The sequence below is a fragment of the Rhizobium sp. 01N424 genome, assembly GCF_056399485.1.
This window is the reverse complement of sequence record NZ_JBFTRK010000003.1, coordinates 348,508-366,507: the sequence shown is the minus strand read 5'-3', so window position 1 is coordinate 366,507 and position 18,000 is coordinate 348,508. Positions and strand designations below refer to the sequence as shown.

At 60.2% G+C, this 18,000-nt stretch carries 15 protein-coding genes; 6 read left to right on the top strand and 9 right to left on the bottom strand.

What is annotated here, in order from left to right; genetic code table 11:
• Positions 1-4: 4 nt before the first annotated feature.
• On the bottom strand, positions 5-433 hold the full coding sequence (locus AC1DNK_RS12235; RefSeq protein ID WP_112385740.1) for an Lrp/AsnC family transcriptional regulator: 429 nt from the start codon (positions 431-433) through the stop codon (positions 5-7).
• A gap of 128 nt (positions 434-561) precedes the next feature.
• Between AC1DNK_RS12235 and rocF the strand changes: the two genes are divergently transcribed.
• The 6 genes from rocF (at position 562) to AC1DNK_RS12205 (ending at position 8,601) form a co-directional block, all read left to right on the top strand.
• On the top strand, positions 562-1,497 hold the full coding sequence (gene rocF / locus AC1DNK_RS12230) for an arginase (protein ID WP_310296231.1): 936 nt from the start codon (positions 562-564) through the stop codon (positions 1,495-1,497).
• A 16-nt stretch (positions 1,498-1,513) separates the two neighbouring features.
• The gene (gene rocD / locus AC1DNK_RS12225; protein ID WP_112385742.1) at positions 1,514-2,713 is read left to right on the top strand and encodes an ornithine--oxo-acid transaminase; all 1,200 of its coding nucleotides are present in this window, start codon (positions 1,514-1,516) and stop codon (positions 2,711-2,713) included.
• A 300-nt stretch (positions 2,714-3,013) separates the two neighbouring features.
• The gene (locus AC1DNK_RS12220; RefSeq protein ID WP_112385743.1) at positions 3,014-4,798 is read left to right on the top strand and encodes a methyl-accepting chemotaxis protein; all 1,785 of its coding nucleotides are present in this window, start codon (positions 3,014-3,016) and stop codon (positions 4,796-4,798) included.
• A complete protein-coding gene (locus tag AC1DNK_RS12215) occupies positions 4,798-5,277 on the top strand; it encodes a chemotaxis protein CheW (RefSeq protein WP_112385744.1) in 480 nt (159 codons plus the stop codon). Before AC1DNK_RS12220 ends, AC1DNK_RS12215 begins: the two co-directional genes overlap by 1 nt.
• Positions 5,278-5,563: 286 nt before the next feature.
• Positions 5,564-7,315 carry a methyl-accepting chemotaxis protein gene (locus AC1DNK_RS12210; RefSeq protein WP_477941307.1) on the top strand — a complete coding sequence of 584 codons (1,752 nt, stop codon included), beginning with the start codon at positions 5,564-5,566 and terminating at the stop codon, positions 7,313-7,315.
• A 518-nt stretch (positions 7,316-7,833) separates the two neighbouring features.
• The gene (locus AC1DNK_RS12205) at positions 7,834-8,601 is read left to right on the top strand and encodes a hypothetical protein (protein WP_477941305.1); all 768 of its coding nucleotides are present in this window, start codon (positions 7,834-7,836) and stop codon (positions 8,599-8,601) included.
• Positions 8,602-8,760: 159 nt separating this feature from the next.
• Here AC1DNK_RS12205 and AC1DNK_RS12200 read toward each other — a convergent pair whose 3' ends face one another.
• The 8 genes from AC1DNK_RS12200 to AC1DNK_RS12165 form a co-directional block, all read right to left on the bottom strand.
• On the bottom strand, positions 8,761-10,419 hold the full coding sequence (locus AC1DNK_RS12200) for an OFA family MFS transporter (RefSeq protein WP_477941304.1): 1,659 nt from the start codon (positions 10,417-10,419) through the stop codon (positions 8,761-8,763).
• A 91-nt stretch (positions 10,420-10,510) separates the two neighbouring features.
• Positions 10,511-10,756, bottom strand: coding sequence for a formate dehydrogenase subunit delta (locus tag AC1DNK_RS12195; protein ID WP_477941302.1), 246 nt, complete (start codon positions 10,754-10,756; stop codon positions 10,511-10,513).
• Entirely contained in the window at positions 10,746-11,513 is a 768-nt protein-coding gene (gene fdhD / locus AC1DNK_RS12190; protein WP_477941420.1) for a formate dehydrogenase accessory sulfurtransferase FdhD, read from the bottom strand. Before fdhD ends, AC1DNK_RS12195 begins: the two co-directional genes overlap by 11 nt.
• Positions 11,514-11,572: 59 nt before the next feature.
• Positions 11,573-14,452, bottom strand: a complete 2,880-nt coding sequence (fdhF, locus tag AC1DNK_RS12185; RefSeq protein WP_477941300.1) for a formate dehydrogenase subunit alpha — start codon at positions 14,450-14,452, stop codon at positions 11,573-11,575.
• A 6-nt stretch (positions 14,453-14,458) separates the two neighbouring features.
• Positions 14,459-16,015, bottom strand: a complete 1,557-nt coding sequence (locus tag AC1DNK_RS12180; RefSeq protein ID WP_477941299.1) for a formate dehydrogenase beta subunit — start codon at positions 16,013-16,015, stop codon at positions 14,459-14,461.
• Positions 16,012-16,491, bottom strand: coding sequence for a formate dehydrogenase subunit gamma (locus tag AC1DNK_RS12175; protein ID WP_477941298.1), 480 nt, complete (start codon positions 16,489-16,491; stop codon positions 16,012-16,014). The genes AC1DNK_RS12180 and AC1DNK_RS12175 overlap by 4 nt, the downstream gene beginning before the upstream one ends.
• 140 nt (positions 16,492-16,631) lie before the next feature.
• Positions 16,632-17,525: a LysR family transcriptional regulator gene (locus tag AC1DNK_RS12170; protein WP_477941297.1), complete on the bottom strand. Its 894-nt coding sequence runs from the start codon at positions 17,523-17,525 to the stop codon at positions 16,632-16,634.
• A 66-nt stretch (positions 17,526-17,591) separates the two neighbouring features.
• The gene (locus tag AC1DNK_RS12165) at positions 17,592-17,936 is read right to left on the bottom strand and encodes an ArsR/SmtB family transcription factor (RefSeq protein ID WP_112385754.1); all 345 of its coding nucleotides are present in this window, start codon (positions 17,934-17,936) and stop codon (positions 17,592-17,594) included.
• Positions 17,937-18,000: the final 64 nt, after the last annotated feature.

The window sequence follows — 18,000 nt, the reverse complement described above, 5'->3', positions numbered from 1 at the left end:
CGCCCTAGAAGATCGTCTTACTGGTTTTCAGCAGGATGTTGGTTTCCGTCACGTTGATGCCGTCGACCAGACGGATGCGCCGCAGCGTCTCGTCGAAGGACACGAGATCCCGGTCTTCGAGTTCGGCGATGAAATCCCATTTGCCATTGGTGCTGTGCAAGGCACGCACCTGAGGCAACCCACGCAGCTGGTCGGCCACCTTGTCGGCCAGTTTGCCGAGAACCTCGATGAGAATGATGGCCCGGACGCCCGCCGAGCGCACTTCATGCCCCGTCCGGATGGTGAAGGCCGCGATCGTGCCATTGGCAACAAGCCGGTCGATCCGCGCGGCAACGGTCGCCCGTGAGGCGCCCGTCATCGCTGCCAGTGACGATACCGGCGTTCTTGCATTGTGTCTGAGAGCGCTGAGCAGTTCCTGATCGAGGTCGTCCATGACTTTCACTTTGATCGAATGGTGTGAGCAATTTGTACAATGTGGATTTTATTTTGGCAATTTTCCATCTTTTTGTCGCCGCGGCAATAGCCGAATATGCAGCTCGAAACTCGAATCCGGAGCTTGGAATGGACGTTCAATCGCGCGCAGTCACCCTCATTGGCGTTCCGTTGGAAGAAGGCTCCGGCCGCAGGGGCGCCGCAATGGGCCCGGCAGCACTTCGCATCGCAGGGATCGACCAGACGCTCATCGAGCTCGGTCATGACGTCAAGGACGACGGCGACCTGCAGATCGTGCCGGCTCGCGACCTGCCCAATCATCCGAAAGCCCACAATCTGCGCATCATCGGCGCGTTCACCCGGGCGCTGGAAGCGAGTACATATGAAGCAGCAGCTGCCGGACGTCTTCCGCTGATCCTCGGCGGCGATCACGCCCTGTCGATGGGTAGCGTCTCCGGCATGGCACGCTATGCCGCCGAACAGGGCCGCCCGCTGTTTGTCATCTGGCTTGACGCCCACTCGGATTTCAACTCGCCGGAAACCTCGCCCTCCGGCAATATTCACGGCATGCCGGTCGCGTTCTTCACCGGTCAGGCTGACCTCGCCGAAGTTCTTCCAAAGGCCCGGCCCCTGGTCGATCCGCGCAACGTCTTTCAAGTCGGCATCCGTTCGGTCGATGCGCCGGAACGCGAGCTGATCAAGAAGCACGGCGTCAACGTCTTCGATATGCGCTCGATCGACGAACAGGGTATCGCGCCGATCATGCGGCAGATCCTCGCTGCGGTGGAAGAAGCCAACGGCCTCCTGCATGTCAGCCTTGATGTCGATTTCCTCGATCCCGATATTGCACCGGGCGTCGGAACGACTGTGCCGGGCGGAGCGACATTCCGCGAAGCGCACCTCGTCATGGAGATGCTCTGCGACAGCGGCCTCGTATCGTCGCTCGATCTCGTCGAACTCAATCCGTTTCTGGACGATCGCGGCAAGAGCGCCCGCGTTCTTGTCGAACTGACCGCCAGCCTTTTCGGCCGCCGTATCTTCGATCGTCCGACCCGCGCCGCCTAATCCGAGGGAACCAGCCATGAACGCATCTGAAAACCTGATCGCCACCGAACAGCGGCTTGGCGCCCACAACTACAAGCCGCTCGATGTCGTGCTGACCCGCGGCGAAGGCGTCTACGTCTGGGATACCGACGGCAACCGTTACCTCGATTGCCTCTCGGCCTACTCCGCCGTGAACCAGGGCCATTGCCATCCGAAGATACTGGCCGCGATGGTCGAACAGGCCGGCAAGCTGACACTCACCTCCCGCGCCTTCCGCAACGACCAGCTGGCCCATCTCTATGAAGAGCTCGCGGCACTGACCGGATCGCACAAGATCCTGCCGATGAATTCCGGTGCCGAAGCCGTCGAGACGGCGATCAAGGCCGTGCGCAAATGGGGCTACGAGGTGAAGGGCGTGCCGGAAGGCAAGGCAGAGATCATCGTCTGCTCCGACAATTTCCACGGCCGGACGCTCAGCATCATCAGCTTCTCGACCGACCCGGATGCACGCACGGGCTTCGGACCTTACACGCCGGGCTTCCGCACCATCCCTTTCGGCGATGCCGATGCCTTTGCCGCCGCGATCAACGAAAACACCGTCGGCGCGCTGATCGAGCCGATCCAGGGCGAGGCCGGCGTCATCATTCCTCCGGCCGGTTATTTCAAGCGCGTCCGCGAGCTCTGCACCACGCACAACGTCACGCTGATCCTCGACGAGATCCAGACCGGTCTCGGCCGCACCGGAAAGCTGCTTGCGGAAGAGCACGAAGGCATCGAAGCCGACGTGACGCTGATCGGCAAGGCGCTCTCCGGCGGTTTCTATCCGGTGTCAGCCGTTCTTTCGAACACCGAGGTCCTTGGCGTCCTCAAGCCCGGTCAGCACGGCTCCACCTTCGGCGGCAATCCGCTCGCCTGCGCCGTGGCTCGCACCGCGCTCAAGGTGCTCACTGAGGAAGGCATGATCGAGAATGCCGAGAAGATGGGTAACTATTTCCTCGAAGGTCTGCGCTCCATCCGCTCGAACATCGTTAAGGACGTACGTGGCCGCGGCCTGATGCTGGCGATCGAACTCGAGCCCGAAGCAGGTGGCGCGCGCCAGTATTGCTACGGTCTCAAGGAGCGCGGTCTGCTCGCCAAGGATACGCACGAGCACACGATCCGCCTCGCTCCGCCGCTGGTCATCACCAAGGACCAGGTCGAATGGGCAGTCTCCGAAATCGAGAAGACAATTACCTGAGGTGAGCGGCCTCTTCGGAGGCCGCAACCAACACGAAGTATGTTTGCGTGAACTCACGCATTAAACACTAATATACATCAGTATATTCAGTCAGTTACTCATTTTTAATCTAACTAATCATATTATTTCAGCAGAAACACCCGGGCGTATTGTGGGGGCAGCGTCCGGGTTTTCAGCTTTATTTGAGATCTGACCTGCCGCATCGAATGCGCCGCAGGCGCGGCGATCTGTGTGCCTGTTTCTGGCAATCGCCCTCGCCCCGCACCGCTTTGGAGTGCTGCAGTCCTTAGAGGGACGACAATGCCGCTATTTTCAGTTATTTCAGGTTCCGACGCCAAGGCCATGTTCTCGGCGCTCAACAAATCGCAGGCCGTGATCGAATTCGACCTGCAGGGCAATATTCTGACGGCCAACGAAAACTTTTGCCGGACGCTCGGCTACGAACTTTCGGAGATCGCCGGCAAACACCACCGCATATTCTGCGATCCTGACTATGTCGCGTCCGCGGCCTATAAGGATTTCTGGGCCAAGCTCGGCAAGGGCCAGTTCGATTCCGGCGAATACCGCCGCATCGGCAAGGGCGGCCGGGACGTCTGGATTCAGGCGACCTACAATCCCCTGCTCTCCAACGGCAAGCCTTACAAGATCGTCAAGTTCGCAACTGACGTGACCGCGGCCAAGCTCGATTCGGCAAATGCCATCGGCAAGATCGAAGCGATCTCCCGGGCGCAAGCCGTCATCGAGTTTACCCCGTCCGGCGAGATCTTGACCGCAAACGGCAACTTCCTTTCCGTCCTCGGCTACAGCCTGGAGGAAATCCGCGGAAAGCATCACAGCATGTTTTGCGAAACGGCCTATACGGCCTCGCCTGCCTACCGCGAATTCTGGACCAAGCTTGCCGCCGGCCAGTTCGTTGCCGAAGAGTTCAAGCGGGTCGGCAAGGGCGGTAAAGTCGTCTGGATCCAGGCGTCCTACAACCCGATCTTCGACATGAACGGCCGCGTCTTCAAGGTTGTCAAGTTTGCGACCGATATCACCAGCCGCGTGCAGGCCGTCGATGAGCTCGGCGAAGGACTGACGCGCCTTGCCGCCGGCGACCTGACCGGCGCCATTGAGACCCCATTCCTTCCGGCTCTCGACAAGGTCCGCGTCGATTTCAACAGCGCTGTCGAACGTCTGAGCGGCGCCATGCGCACCGTTGCTGAAAACACCGATGCCATCGCGCATGGCTCCCGCGAAATGACGACCGCTGCCGGCGAATTGTCCAGACGGACGGAGCGGCAGGCCGCAACCGTTGAGGAGACAGCCGCAGCCCTCGAGCAGATCACCCAGACAGTGGCCGACAGCGCCAAGCGCGCCGGTGAGGCTGGCGACCTGGTGGCCAAGACGAAGCTTGGCGCCGGCCATTCCGGCAGCATCGTCCGCAAGGCGATCGGCGCCATGGATCAGATCGCCAATTCGTCGCGCGAGATCAGCAACATCATCAGCGTCATCGACGAAATAGCGTTCCAGACCAATCTTTTGGCCTTGAATGCCGGTGTCGAGGCTGCCCGGGCCGGCGAAGCTGGCAAGGGGTTTGCGGTCGTCGCGCAGGAAGTCCGCGAACTCGCCCAACGCTCGGCAAACGCGGCAAAGGAAATCAAGACGCTGATCACCGCCTCGTCCGAACATGTCAAGAGCGGCGTAACGCTGGTCGGTGAAACCGGCAGCGCTCTGGAAGAGATCGTCTCGCAGGTCACCGAGATCGACGGCAATGTCGTGGCGATCGTTACAGCTGCACGCGAGCAGTCCACCGGGCTGACGGAGATCAACAAGGCTGTCAACGCGATGGATCAGGTCACGCAGGACAATGCCTCTATGGTCGAGGAGACCACGGCTGCCAGCGGCAAACTCTCGAAGGAAGCCGAAAACCTCCGGGTGCTGCTGTCGCAATTTAGATTTGCGCAACACTCTTTCGCTAAGCTCAACACCAAAGCCACAGAAGCGCCTGCCGCACGCGCAACGCCACGTGGTCAACGCGTAACGAATGTTCGCGCCAATGGCGGCGCAGCCGCTCTGGCTTACGAGAATTGGGAAGATTTCTAATGAGCACCATTAATTCCAATAGTTTCAGTGGCGACACGCTCGAGATCATTGCCTTCCGGCTGCACGATCAGGAATTCTGCGTGAAGACGACGACCATCCGCGAAATCCGTGGCTGGGCGCCCTCCACCCCGATCCCGCATGCACCGTCGGATGTCATCGGCGTGATGAACCTGCGCGGCTCGGTAATCCCGATCATCGACCTCGCCTACAAGCTTGGCATGAAGAGCACGGTCGCCAATGAACGCAGCGCCATTGTTGTCGCGGAAGTCCACAGCATGGTCATCGGCATGCTCGTCGACCGCGTCTCGGACATCCTGACGATCTCTTCCGGCCAGGTTCAGCCCGTTCCTGAGGTCACCGCCTCGTTCGATCGCGCCTATTGCGAAGGTATCATCGCCTCCGAAAACGGCATGATCTGCTTCCTGAACCTCGCGAAAATGTTCAAGGAAAGCGAAGCCGAAGAACTCGTTGCCGCCTAACGGAAGGCAGCGCCACACGAAATCAAAGCCGCCGTCGAGGCGGCTTTTTTGCGCCCAGTAGAAATCACCCATAAGAACTTGGCGTAAAAACAAATCTTATTAGCAATCCCTTTTATACCCTAAATTAACCTTCACACCATCATCATGGGTTGCGAACTGACAGTATTACGATTTCTGATAGTTGCGATTTTCGCGTATAGCGCGATTAATCCGGCCTCAAATCCAAAAGCTGTAAGTTCATCAACTTTGCCTGGCGAGAGCGTCGGCACATGATTGGGGAACGGGGATGCTGGGTTTATCTTCCGATGCAAAATACATTCTTGATGCCATTTCGAAATCTCAAGCCGTTATCGAATTTGATCTGAAAGGCAATGTCCTGAAGGCCAACGAGAACTTCTGCCGAGCGCTCGGCTACAGTCTCGATGAGATCATCGGCAAACATCACAGCATGTTCTGCGATCCGGCCTTGGTCGCAACCGCGGAATACCGCGATTTCTGGACCCGGCTTGGCCGCGGCGAACATGATGCTGGCGCTTACAAGCGGCTGGCAAAGGGCGGCCGTGAGATCTGGATCCAGGCGACCTATAATCCCGTGCTCAAGGGCGGAAAGCCCTTCAAGGTCGTCAAGTTTGCCACCGACATCACCGCGGCCAAGCGCCAGGCGATCGACGACGCCGGCAAGCTCGATGCGATCTCCCGGTCTCAGGCCGTCATCGAATTCAAGCCGAACGGCGAGATCCTGACGGCCAACGAGAATTTCTGTAAAGGCCTGGGCTACAGCCTCTCCGAAATCGCTGGAAAGCATCACAGCATGTTCTGCGATCCCGCCTATGCCCGCACCGAAGACTATGCCAATTTCTGGCGGCGGCTGGCAGGCGGGGAGTTCATCGCCAACGAGTTCGTTCGTTATGGCAAGGGCGGCAAGGAGATATGGATCCAGGCCGCCTACAACCCGATCATCGGCGCCGATGGCCGCGTCTATAAGGTCGTCAAGTTCGCCACCGACGTGACCGAGCGAATGAGCGCGATCAGCCAGCTCGGCAGCGCTTTGAAACATCTCGCGGAGGGCGACCTGACGCAGACGGTCAATACCGCCTTCGTCCCATCGATGGAGCAATTGCGCCACGATTTCAACACTGCGCTGGAAAAGCTGCGGGATACGATGGTGACGATCGGCGAGAACACGGCCGCGATCGCCGCCGGGTCTCACGAGATCGGTGCCGCAGCCGATTCCTTCTCGAAACGCACGGAGCAGCAGGCCGCGTCCATTGAAGAGACGGCCGCCGCACTGGAGCAGATCACCACCACCGTCAACGACTCCAGCCACCGCGCTGGCGAGGCCGGTCAGCTCGTGGCCAAGACGAAGCATGGCGCCGAGCAATCCGGTATCGTCGTGCGCAATGCAGTCTCGGCGATGGGGCAGATCGAGCAGTCGTCCCGCGAGATCACCAACATCATCGGCGTCATCGACGATATCGCCTTCCAGACCAATCTGCTGGCGCTGAATGCCGGTGTCGAGGCCGCACGCGCCGGTGAGGCGGGCAAGGGCTTTGCCGTCGTCGCCCAGGAAGTGCGCGAACTCGCCCAGCGCTCGGCAAGTGCCGCCAAGGAAATCAAGGCGCTGATCAACCAGTCCAGCGAGTTCGTCAAGAATGGCGTCGATCTCGTCGGCCAGACTGGACGGGCGCTCGAAGAGATCGTCAGCCAGGTGGCCGACATCAATACCAATGTCGCGGCCATCGTCGAAGGATCACGCGAACAAGCGACAGGCATCAAGGAAATCAATCAGGCTGTCAATTCGATGGACCAGGCGACGCAACAGAATGCCGCCATGGTCGAGGAAAGCACCGCAGCAAGCCACAAGCTGACCTCCGAGGCAGAGGTGCTCAGAGCCCTGCTCAGCCAGTTCCGCCTCGGCAACGAGATGCAGCATCGTCCAGCTGCGAGACATACCTCTCCGGCTCTGCAGCTTGTCTCCCGTGTTGCCAGAGCGCACGGTTCAGCCGCACCGGCCGCCGACAACTGGGAAGAATTCTGATCTCCACTCAGGCACACCTGCACTCCGGCCCTGCTTGCAGGGCCGGTTTTTCATTGCATATCTGCAAGCAAGGCGTGCTGCCAAAACCAGCCGCCACCCCTAATTTTTGATTGAATTAGAATATCATCATAGACAAGTATCGATTTGACGCCTCGTCCTTCGCAGCTATTCTGCGAGAATAGCCACATATGCTTTCAGGCAAGGAAATTCTCCGAAATCACAATGAAAACAATCACTATAGAATTCGGCACTTTCCAGAAATTACGCAATAGAAAATATTATAGACGCAGTCTTGCCGATTTCGTTTACAGCTTCTTAGCTCTACAAGTAGTCAAAACCAACCTTAGCGCGAAACTCCTACACAATATTAGAATCTACGTATATTCTGATACTGTATCGATCGGAGACCTGACAACCACTTTTGGTTGCTGCTATCCGATACGGAAAGCGCGCGCTTCCGATTTTGATTTCCAAGCCTGGGCATGGGGTCCTGGCGGAATCGCTTTTGGAGGTTGGAAATGCAGTATCACAAATCGGCTATCACTGTACTCGCCATCAGCTGTGCAGCGTTGATCATGCCGTCCCAAGCTAGCGCCGAAGGCCTTCTCGGCGGCCTCGGAAACGCCCTCAGCGGCGGCTCCAAGAGCAGTACGAGCAGCGGGAGCACAAGCAGCGGCAGCAAAAGCAGTGGCGGCGGCCTTAGCATAGGCGGCAGTAACGGCATCAGCATCGGCAACAATGGCGGGCGCGGCCTCAGCGCGTCCATCGGCGGCTCCAGCGGCGTCAATGCCAGCGTCGGCGGCACATCGAAGGGTGGACTTGGCGTCAACGCATCCGTTGGCGGATCCGGCGGCATCAATAGCAAGACGAGCATCGGCGGCGGAACAAAAGGGCTCGGAGTCGGCACGACAGCAAGCGTCGGCGGCAGCAAAGGTCTGAATGCTGACGTCAAAGCCAATGTCGGCGGTAGTGGCCTCGTCAGCGCCAGGGCGAAAGCTGGATTGGGCGGCAACACGCTGGTCGATCTCGCCCTCGGTGTGCCGGGCATCGATCCGGATGATCCGACCGGCCCTAATGGTCCTAATGGGCCCAATGGCCCGAACGGGCCGAGAGATCCCAATGGCTCGAATGGGCCACGTGGTCTGAATGGGCCAGCCTACTCTTACAATGACATGTCGGCAGCCGAGCGCGCCAAGGTAAAGCTTCGCTGCCGGGACATTCTCGGCTCGGGCGGCTACGAGGCAAGCCTCGTCAAGCTCTGCCGCATGGTCATCGCGATGCGCTGACCTCCTCCCCCGGGACCGTGTCCGGCGCGAAAGGCCGGATGCGGCCTGGTGGTGAAAGCGCCCAACTCCAGAATTCGCGCCTCTCCCCGGAGGCGCCTTTTTCATGAGAAAGGCACGCGTTGAGACGCGTGCCTTTCCTTAGATCCACCAAGGTCCCGATCAGCCGAACAAGGCAAACGTCGCCTTCAACGTTACCCAGACGCCCCACAGCAGCGGAATGCCGACGACGGCCCAGGCCAGAGCTGCCTTGCCATCGAAGCCGCCTTTGCCAATGCCGAACGAGCCGCTCGGCCCTGCACTTGCAGCGGCCGACTTGGCCTGCAGCGATGCCACTTCTGCGTCCGACATGAACCACTTGTCTGCAAGCGGCCGGACGAAGAGGTTGGCGATCAGGCCGAGTGCCAGCATACCAGCCAGGATATACATCGTTCCGGTATAGAGAGCCGGTCCAGGCGCCACGCCCGCCGAGATCTGCGCCTCGCGGATGTAGTTGACGACCACAGGGCCGACGATACCGGCAGTCGCCCATGCCGTCAGCAGACGGCCATGGATGGCACCGACGAACTGCGTACCGAAGATGTCGGCGAGATAGGCCGGAATGGTCGCGAAGCCGCCGCCATACATCGACAGGATGATGCCGAAGGCGAGAACGAAGAGTGCCTTGTTGCCCATGTCGGCGAGCGTCGGCGCCACAGCGTAGAGAACAATGCCAAGCAGGAAAAACGTATAATAGGTGTTCTTGCGGCCGATCTTGTCCGACAGAGAGGCCCAGAAGAAGCGTCCGCCGATATTGAAGAGCGAAAGCAGACCGGCAAAGCCCGCCGCGATCGTTGCGATCGATGCTTTCTGGCCCGCATCGAGTTGCGCGAAGCCGACGTCAGGCAGACCGATCAGCGAACCGGCAAAGATTTCCTGCAGCATCGGCGATGCCATGCCGATAACGCCGATACCGGCGGAAACGTTGAGGCAAAGCACCGCCCAGATCAGCCAGAACTGCTTGGTCTTGTGCGCATCGCGCAGGTGCACGTGCTTGGTGGTGATCATGCTGCTCTTGGCAGCAGGGGCCGTCCAGCCCTCAGGACGCCAGCCGGCCGGCGGAATGCGGTAGCCGAAGGCGCCACCCATCATGAAGACGAAGTAGATGACGGCCATGACCACGAAAGTCTGCCAGACACCGACCGACGCGTCGGTCTTGAAATAATTCATCAGCAGGTTTGCGAGCGGAGCACCAATCATCGCGCCACCGCCGAAGCCCATGATCGCCATGCCGGTCGCCATGCCGCGACGGTCCGGGAACCACTTGATCAGTGTCGAAACCGGCGAGATATAGCCGAGACCGAGGCCGATACCGCCGATCACACCGGCACCGAACCACATCAGCCAGAGCTGATGGGTCATGACGCCGACGGCAGCGACGAGAATACCGCCGCACCAGCAGCAGGCGGAAACGAAACCGGCCTTGCGCGGACCGACCCGCTCAAGCCAGCCGCCCCAGATGGCCGCAGAGCAGCCGAGGAGCACGAAGAACAGCGTATAGATCCAGCCGAGATCGGCAACGCGCCAGTCGCAGGTCGTGGTGAAAAGAGCCGAAGCCAGCGTCAGATCCGGGCAGGCCGTCGAGGCGCTGATCCCCAGCGATTTCGACAGCGGCAGCCAGAACACGCTGAAGCCGTATGCCATGCCGATGCACAGATGAATGGCGAGTGCGGCCGGTGGCACGAGCCAGCGGTTGAACCCCGGTTGCGCAATAATTCGCTCACGATCAAGCAGGCCAGCGCCCGCCAGTACCCCTGCTCCTGATGTATCCGCTGCGGTCATGAATGAGTTCCTCCTGGATCTGACCTTGCTGACATGAATCGCGCTCGAACAGGCAAAAACAACCTGCGTCCCCCCTCGCGCGAAACGATGTTTAGTGCCGGATAGGCTCCGCCGGCTCGGGCTTGCGGATCAGGGAAGAGGCCTCGATCACCAAGGAATCGAAGCCATTGTTTTCCTGTTCCAGAATTTCAAAAAACTGCCGCCGCATGCGCGGCTCCCAAAATTTATTGATATGTGTTGCAACGCCCTCGACAGCTTCGCTGGCGGGCTGGGTCTTGAAAAAAGTGGCGATCTGATTGGCCATGTAGACGAGCTTGGCACGCGTATCATGCGACATCGGCGATGCTTTCTGGCGAAATGCGGTGAGGATGGGTGAAAATCTCGAAATCATCGCCACGAACCAGGGCAACGAGCGTCATGCCGGCGTCCTCGGCAGTGCGGATGGCGAGTGCCGTCGGCGCCGAAATCGCAATCAGGATCGATGCGCCAAGAATTGCCGTCTTCTGCACCATCTCGACGGATATACGGCTGGTGACGACGACGGCACCGCCGATGCCGGTATTGCCTGAACGGATGACCGCACCGCAAAGCTTATCCAGCGCATTGTGCCGCCCGACATCCTCACGAACGGCCGAGAGCCCCTGCCCAGGAGTATAGAAGCCTGCGCCATGGACGGCACGGGTTTCGCGATGCAGCGGCTGCGCCTCGTTGAGCAGGTTTGCAGCGCTCACAATATCGCGATGCGTCAGTGCCAAGGGAGAACCGGAAACATCCGGCACTTTGCGAACGGCCTGCTCGATCGATTCGATACCACAAAGGCCGCACCCGACGGGTCCAGCCATGCTGCGGCGCCGGGCGCGCAGAGCGTCTTCGACATCATCCGCGAGCATGATCTGCACATCGATGCCCATCTCGCTATCGACGGTCTCGATCGAGGAAATCTGCGCCATCGAACTGATGATCCCCTCCGTCAGGCTGAAGCCCACGGCGAAATCCTCAAGATCATCGGGCGTCGCCATCATGACGGCATGCGAACTGCCGCCATAGGAAAAAGCGATCGGCACCTCCTCCGGCACGATGCGCTCGCCCGGCATCACCACACCGCCCTTGCGGGCGATGCGGCTGACGGGGATGCGTGTGTGCCATTCGGACATTACTCCGCGGCCTCCATCTTGCCGGAGATACGGCGGCTCTGACGGGCCTGCTCGTCATATTCGAGCTGCCACTCGGTCGGCCCGTTGGAGGGCGAAACCTGCACCGCCGTCACCTTGTATTCCGGGCAGTTGGTCGCCCAATCGGAGAAGTCGGTGGTGATGACGTTGGCCTGCGTCGTCGGATGATGGAAGGTCGTGTAGACAACGCCGGGCGCAACGCGCTCGGTGATCAGCGACCGGAGCGTCGTGTCGCCAGAGCGGCTCTGCAGCTTGATCCAGTCGCCATCGCGAATACCACGCTGTTCGGCATCATGCGGATGGATTTCCAGCCGGTCTTCCGCGTGCCAGGCAACGTTCTCGGTGCGGCGCGTCTGCGCTCCCACATTATACTGGCTGAGAATACGGCCGGTGGTGAGCAGCAGCGGGAAGCGCGGGCCGGTGCGTTCGTCGGTCGCGACATATTCCGTGCGGATGAACTTGCCCTTGCCCCGAACGAAGCCATCGACATGCATGATCGGCGATCCCTCGGGATGCTTCTCGTTGCACGGCCACTGAACAGAACCCATCTTTTCCAGATAGTCGTAGGACACCAGCGCGAAGCTCGGCGTACTCGCCGCGATCTCGTCCATGATCTCGGACGGATGCTTGTAGTTCCAGTTCAGACCCATCGCTTGGGCGAGCTTCTGCGTCACTTCCCAGTCGGCATAGCCGTTCTTCGGGGTCATCACCTTGCGTACGCGGTTGATGCGTCGCTCTGCGTTGGTGAAGGTTCCATCCTTCTCCAGGAAGGTCGAGCCCGGCAGGAAGACATGCGCGTAGTTGGCGGTCTCGTTGAGGAAGAGATCCTGGACGACGACGCATTCCATCGCCGCAAGACCGGCAGCGACATGCTTGGTGTCGGGATCGGATTGCAGGATGTCCTCACCCTGGATGTAGAGCCCCTTGAAAGTGCCATCCACAGCCGCATCCAGCATGTTCGGAATGCGCAGGCCCGGCTCGTTGTTGAGCTTTACGCCCCACAGCTTTTCGAAGACATCGCGCGTCGCATCGTCGGAGATATGGCGATAGCCCGGCAGCTCGTGCGGGAACGATCCCATGTCGCACGAACCCTGCACGTTGTTCTGGCCGCGCAGCGGGTTCACGCCGACCCCTTCGCGGCCAATATTGCCTGTTACCATCGCAAGGTTGGCGATCGCCATGACGGTCGTCGAACCCTGGCTGTGTTCGGTAACGCCGAGGCCGTAATAGATCGCGCCATTGCCGCCGAGCGCATAAAGCCGGGCTGCACCACGCAGATCGGCAGCCGGAACGCCGGTGAATTTCTCGGTTTCCTCAGGACTATGCTGCGGCTCCGAAACGAAGGCCGCCCAATCCTCGAATTCCGACCAGTCGCAGCGCTCGCGGATGAATCGCTCGTTGAACAGACCTTCGGTGACGATGACATGCGCCAGCGCCGTCATGACGGCAACGTTGGTGCCCGGTCTCAGCGGCAGATGATAGGCCGCCTCGACATGCGGCGTGCGCACCAGATCGATGCGGCGCGGATCGATGACGATCAGCTTGGCACCCTGACGCAGCCGCTTCTTGAGCCGCGAGCCGAAGACCGGATGACCATCGGTCGGGTTCGCACCAATGACGACCACGACGTCGGAATGCTCGACGCTGTCGAAATTCTGCGTACCGGCCGAGGTGCCGAAAGCCTGGCCGAGACCATAGCCGGTCGGCGAATGGCAGACGCGGGCGCAGGTATCGACATTGTTATTGCCGAAGCCGGCACGGATCAGTTTCTGAACAAGGAAGGTCTCTTCGTTGGTGCAACGCGACGACGTGATGCCGCCGACCGCTTCGCGGCCATACTGATACTGGATGCGCTTGAACTCGGAAGCGACATGCGCATAGGCCTCGTCCCAGGTGACTTCCCGCCAAGGATCCGAGACCTTCTCGCGGATCATGGGATTAAGGATGCGATCCTTGTGAGTCGAATAGCCATAGGCGAAGCGGCCCTTGACGCAGGAATGCCCGCGGTTTGCCTGACCGTCTTTCCACGGCACCATGCGCACCAGCTCCTCGCCGCGCATTTCCGCCTTGAACGAGCAGCCGACGCCGCAATAGGCGCAGGTGGTGACCGCCGAATGCTCCGGCTGGCCAATCTCGATCACCGACTTCTCGGTCAGCGTCGCCGTCGGGCAGGCCTGCACGCAGGCGCCGCAGGACACGCATTCGGAATCAAGGAAATGTTCATGCATGCCGGGCGAGACGCGAGAGCCGAAACCGCGGCCTTCGATCGTCAGCGCGAAGGTGCCCTGCACCTCTTCGCAGGCCCGCACACAGCGCGAGCAGACGATGCATTTCGACGGGTCATAGGTGAAATACGGGTTCGACTCGTCCTTCGGCATCCATTTCAGATTAATCTCGCCACTACTGCGCGCCTTGACGTGATTGTCGCCTTCATAGCCGTAACGAACGTCGCGCAGGCCGACGGCACCCGCCATGTCCTGCAATTCGCAATCGCCATTTGCAGCGCAGGTGAGACAGTCGAGCGGGTGGTCGGAGATATAGAGCTCCATTACCCCGCGGCGGATATCCTTGAGCCGCCCCGTCTGCGTATGAACGACGAGACCCGACGCAACCGGCGTCGTGCAGGAAGCCGGCGTGCCGCTGCGTCCTTCGATCTCGACGAGACAGAGACGGCAAGAACCGAAGGCATCGACCATATCGGTGGCGCAGAGCTTCGGAACCTGAATCCCTGCCTCCATTGAGGCGCGCATGATAGACGTACCCTCGGGAACGGTAATCTCGCGGCCATCGATGGTCAGCGTGACCATGGCTTCGGATTTCGAAGCCGGCGTTCCGTAGTCAATTTCATGAACGAGAGACATGGGTCTTTACTCCGCCGCTTCGATAAGGGGTGTTGGAGCGAAATCCTCCGGGAAATGCGTCATCGCGCTCATTACCGGATAGGGGGTGAAGCCGCCCAGCGCACAGAGCGAGCCGAATTTCATCGTGTTGCAGAGATCGGTGAGCAGCGCCCGGTTCTTCTCCGGTTCGATCCCCTGGGCAATCTTGTCTGCCGTCTCGACGCCGCGCGTCGAGCCGATACGACAGGGCGTGCACTTGCCGCAGCTTTCGACCGCGCAGAACTCCATCGCGAACCGCGCCTGCTTCAGCATGTCGGCGCTGTCGTCAAAGACGACGATACCCGCATGGCCGATCAGACCATCTCTGGCGGCGAAAGCTTCGTAGTCGAACGGCGTATCGAACAGCGCCCGCGGGAAATAAGCCCCAAGGGGACCGCCGACCTGAACCGCCTTGACCGGGCGTCCGCTCGCGGTGCCGCCACCGATCTTGTCGATGATGTCGCCGAGCGATAGGCCGAAGGCCGTCTCGTAGAGACCGCCATGCTTGACGTTTCCGGCGATCTGCAGCGGGATCGTGCCGCGCGAGCGGCCCATGCCGAAATCACGGTAGAAGGCTGCACCCTTGTCGAGAATGACAGGTACCGATGCCAACGAAATGACGTTGTTAATGACGGTCGGAGACGCAAACAGGCCCTTGTGAGCAGGCAGCGGCGGTTTGGCGCGTACGACACCGCGCTTGCCTTCCAGGCTGTTCAGCAGCGCCGTTTCCTCGCCGCACACATAGGCACCGGCGCCCATGCGCACTTCGATATCGAAGGCCTTGCCAGAGCCCATGACCGACGGACCGAGCACCCCAGCCTTGCGGGCGATCTCGACCGCCTCGGTCATCGCCGCGATCGCATGCGGATATTCCGAGCGGGTGTAGACAAAGCCCTTGGTGGCGCCTGTCGCAAGCCCGGCAATTGCCATCCCCTCGATCAGCACGAAGGGATCGCCTTCCATGATCATCCGGTCGGCAAAGGTACCGCTATCGCCTTCGTCAGCATTGCAGACGATATATTTGCGAGGACCCGAAGCGTCGAGAACCGTCTTCCACTTGATACCGGTCGGAAAGCCAGCGCCACCACGGCCACGCAACCCTGAATCGGTGACTTCCTTGACGATATCAGCAGGCGCTATGGCGACAGCCCGCTTAAGCCCGGCAAGACCGCCGTGCGCTTCATAATCTTCGAGTGACAGAGGATCGGTGATGCCGCAGCGGGCGAAGGTCAGGCGGGTCTGTTCCTTGAGGAATGGGAGGCTTTCGACCTCCCCAAGACAGAGCGCGTGATCGCCGCCGGACAGCAGCCCGGCCTCGAACAAGCCCTCGATATCCTTGGCCTTCACAGGACCATAGCCGATACGCTTGCCTTCGATCTCGACTTCGACGAGCGGCTCCAGCCACAGCATGCCGCGCGAACCGTTGCGCACCAGCTTCACATCGAGGCCGAGAGCAGCAATCTGCGCGGCCACTTCCTTCGCAACCTTGTCGGCGCCAAGCGAAAGCGCCGCCGCATCGCGGGGAACGAAAATCTTGACGGTCATCGCCGCACCTCCGCAACGAATTCGGCAACCGTCTCGTCATCGACGCGGCCGTAAAGCTCACCGTCGAGCATCGCCGCCGGCGCGCAGGCGCAGAGCCCGAGACAATAGACGGGCTCCAGCGTGACGCTGCCGTCGAGCGACGTCTGATGGAAATCGATACCCAAAAGCGCCTTGACCCGATCAGCCATGGCATCTCCGCCCATCGACTGACAGGCCTCGGCCCGACAGAGTTTCAGAACATGACGCCCGGCCGGATGATCGCGGTAGTCGTGGTAGAAGGTCATCACGCCATGCACTTCGGCGCGCGACAGGTTCAATTCGTCAGCGATCACAGGAAGCGCTTCCTGCGGCACATAACCGAACTCATCCTGGACTTCATGCAAGATGGGAAGAAGCGGGCCTTCGAGAGACCGAAGGCTCGAGACGATCGCGCGCGTGCGCGCGGCAATATCGCCAGTGGCGACATGGGCATTCATTTTGGCAGGCCTCCCAGGGCTTCCCGTTTCAGCCGCCACACCAGCCTCCCCCAGCTTGGTATGACATTGTGACAGGAAGTGTCTCAGGGAACATGCAGACGATCAATAAAGCTGTTCCGTCGATTGATAGGTTTTTCCTATCAAAGATCTTCGCTCTCTGCGAGAATCCTTGCCTCATGCAACAACGCAGAAACGAGTGGCGTGAATGGCTCGCGATGTGTCGCGACCAGACCCACAAGATGATCGGCCTCCGGCTCGACAATCGGAATCATCCGGATTTCAGCTGGAAAACCGAAAGATTCGGCCACATTCCGTGGCATTATGCTTGCCCAGCGGCCGGTCCGCACATGAGAAAACAGTACGATCATCGACCCTGATTCCAAAGTCGGATGCGCCGTCGCACCGGCCTCGGCCAGATGCCGGTTGATGATCCGGCGGTTCTGCATGTCCGCAGTCAATAGACAAAGCCGAAGATGCCCCACCTCGCGCCACGTCACAGTTTCGCGATCGGAGAGCGGACTGCCCGCAGCTGTGATCAGGTTGTAGCGCTCGGCGTAGAGCGGAACCGTCGTCACCCGCCCGAGCGGTTCGTTCTCCAGATAGGTGATCCCGGCATCGATCTCGAGATTTTCGAGCATGCTCAGAACCTGCAGCGAGTTGCGCGACACGATCGAAAAGGTAACGTCGGGGTGTCGCTCCTGAAACGGCGTAGTGATCCGCGGCAGCATCGCAAGCGCGGTCGGAATGGAAGCGATGCGGAGATGACCGGAAAGACCCTTGCGGGCGGTGCGCATCTCCTCGCGCATCGTGCGGGTATCGCCGACGATCCGGCGCGCCCACTCAAGCACACGCTGTCCCTCGGGTGTCAGCCCCTGGAAGCGCGACCCGCGCTGCACCAGCATGACGCCCAGCTGGTCCTCCAGCTGGCGGATCGCCGCCGAGAGCGTCGGCTGCGAAACGCCGCATTCCTCGGCCGCGCGGCCGAAATGCTTTTCATTGGCAAGGGCTATGAAGAATTCCAGTTTATCGATCATCCGGTCTCCCGCCGAACTTCCTGTTCAGGCATCTTTGGCCGGAGAACACACGCTTAGCAAGAGCGGCTATCGGGCCGCTGCGGCTCCAGGAAACAGCGCGAAAAGCGAATCCAGGAAGGAGGCGACACTCTCGTTTCCGAGGCTGTAATAGACGAGACGTCCCTCACGACGGGTATTGACCAGACCTTCCATCCGCAGCCGCGCCAGCTGCTGCGAGACCATCGCCTGCTGCACACCGAGCAGCTCTTCGATCTCGCTGACGGTCTTTTCCTCTTCGGCAAGAATGCAGAGAATGAGGAGCCGCGTCTGGTGCGCCATTGCCTTGAGGAGGCTGCTTGCTTCATGAGCTTTCTCAGCAAGCTTCTTCAATTCCTGACCAGCTGTTCCCGGCGCAGTTGTAGGCAAAGGCATTCGGATTCTCTGATGGACGCGTTAGGACGGGCCCAAGCGATAGCATATTCGCACAGTTATACTG

Bases quoted from the DNA above. Each gene is read 5' to 3' on its own strand.
- AC1DNK_RS12210 (WP_477941307.1), top strand. From the start codon at position 5,564: ATGCTGGGTTTATCTTCCGATGCAAAATACATTCTTGATGCCATTTCG.
- AC1DNK_RS12215 (WP_112385744.1), top strand. From the start codon at position 4,798: ATGAGCACCATTAATTCCAATAGTTTCAGTGGCGACACGCTCGAGATC.
- AC1DNK_RS12195 (WP_477941302.1), bottom strand. From the start codon at position 10,756: ATGTCGCATGATACGCGTGCCAAGCTCGTCTACATGGCCAATCAGATC.
- AC1DNK_RS12200 (WP_477941304.1), bottom strand. From the start codon at position 10,419: ATGACCGCAGCGGATACATCAGGAGCAGGGGTACTGGCGGGCGCTGGC.
- rocF (WP_310296231.1), top strand. From the start codon at position 562: ATGGACGTTCAATCGCGCGCAGTCACCCTCATTGGCGTTCCGTTGGAA.
- AC1DNK_RS12175 (WP_477941298.1), bottom strand. From the start codon at position 16,491: ATGAATGCCCATGTCGCCACTGGCGATATTGCCGCGCGCACGCGCGCG.
- AC1DNK_RS12235 (WP_112385740.1), bottom strand. From the start codon at position 433: ATGGACGACCTCGATCAGGAACTGCTCAGCGCTCTCAGACACAATGCA.
- AC1DNK_RS12170 (WP_477941297.1), bottom strand. From the start codon at position 17,525: ATGATCGATAAACTGGAATTCTTCATAGCCCTTGCCAATGAAAAGCAT.
- AC1DNK_RS12205 (WP_477941305.1), top strand. From the start codon at position 7,834: ATGCAGTATCACAAATCGGCTATCACTGTACTCGCCATCAGCTGTGCA.
- AC1DNK_RS12180 (WP_477941299.1), bottom strand. From the start codon at position 16,015: ATGACCGTCAAGATTTTCGTTCCCCGCGATGCGGCGGCGCTTTCGCTT.
- AC1DNK_RS12220 (WP_112385743.1), top strand. From the start codon at position 3,014: ATGCCGCTATTTTCAGTTATTTCAGGTTCCGACGCCAAGGCCATGTTC.
- fdhD (WP_477941420.1), bottom strand. From the start codon at position 11,513: ATGCCGGGCGAGCGCATCGTGCCGGAGGAGGTGCCGATCGCTTTTTCC.
- rocD (WP_112385742.1), top strand. From the start codon at position 1,514: ATGAACGCATCTGAAAACCTGATCGCCACCGAACAGCGGCTTGGCGCC.
- AC1DNK_RS12165 (WP_112385754.1), bottom strand. From the start codon at position 17,936: ATGCCTTTGCCTACAACTGCGCCGGGAACAGCTGGTCAGGAATTGAAG.
- fdhF (WP_477941300.1), bottom strand. From the start codon at position 14,452: ATGTCTCTCGTTCATGAAATTGACTACGGAACGCCGGCTTCGAAATCC.